We start from the raw sequence: 419 nt of genomic DNA on the forward strand, positions 1-419 counted from the left end.
GCCCGCAGGCCACCATGTACGCCGTGCGGCCCTGGACGATCCGGCAGTACGCGGGCTTCTCCACGGCGGAAGAATCGAACGCCTTCTACCGCAAGGCGCTGGCGGCGGGCGGGCAGGGCGTCTCCGTGGCGTTCGACCTCGCCACCCACCGCGGCTACGACAGCGACCATCCGCGCGTGACCGGCGACGTGGGCAAGGCCGGCGTGGCGATCGACAGCGTGGAGGACATGAAGATCCTCTTCGACGGCATTCCGCTCGACAAGGTGAGCGTCTCGATGACGATGAACGGCGCCGTGCTGCCCGTGCTGGCCGGCTACGTGGTCGCTGCGGAAGAGCAGGGCGTGCGGCAGGACCAGCTCTCCGGGACCATCCAGAACGACATCCTCAAGGAGTTCATGGTCCGCAACACGTACATCTAC

At 67.3% G+C, this 419-nt stretch carries 1 protein-coding gene; it reads left to right on the forward strand.

Going from position 1 to position 419, the window contains the following annotated elements; genetic code table 11:
- Positions 1-419: methylmalonyl-CoA mutase family protein (locus tag GVL50_RS28570; RefSeq protein ID WP_256672032.1), on the forward strand; the 419-nt coding region annotated here is incomplete at both ends.

The sequence above is a fragment of the Pseudomonas sp. 18058 genome (genome assembly GCF_902706155.1).
GTDB lineage: Bacteria > Pseudomonadota > Gammaproteobacteria > Pseudomonadales > Pseudomonadaceae > Aquipseudomonas > Aquipseudomonas rustica.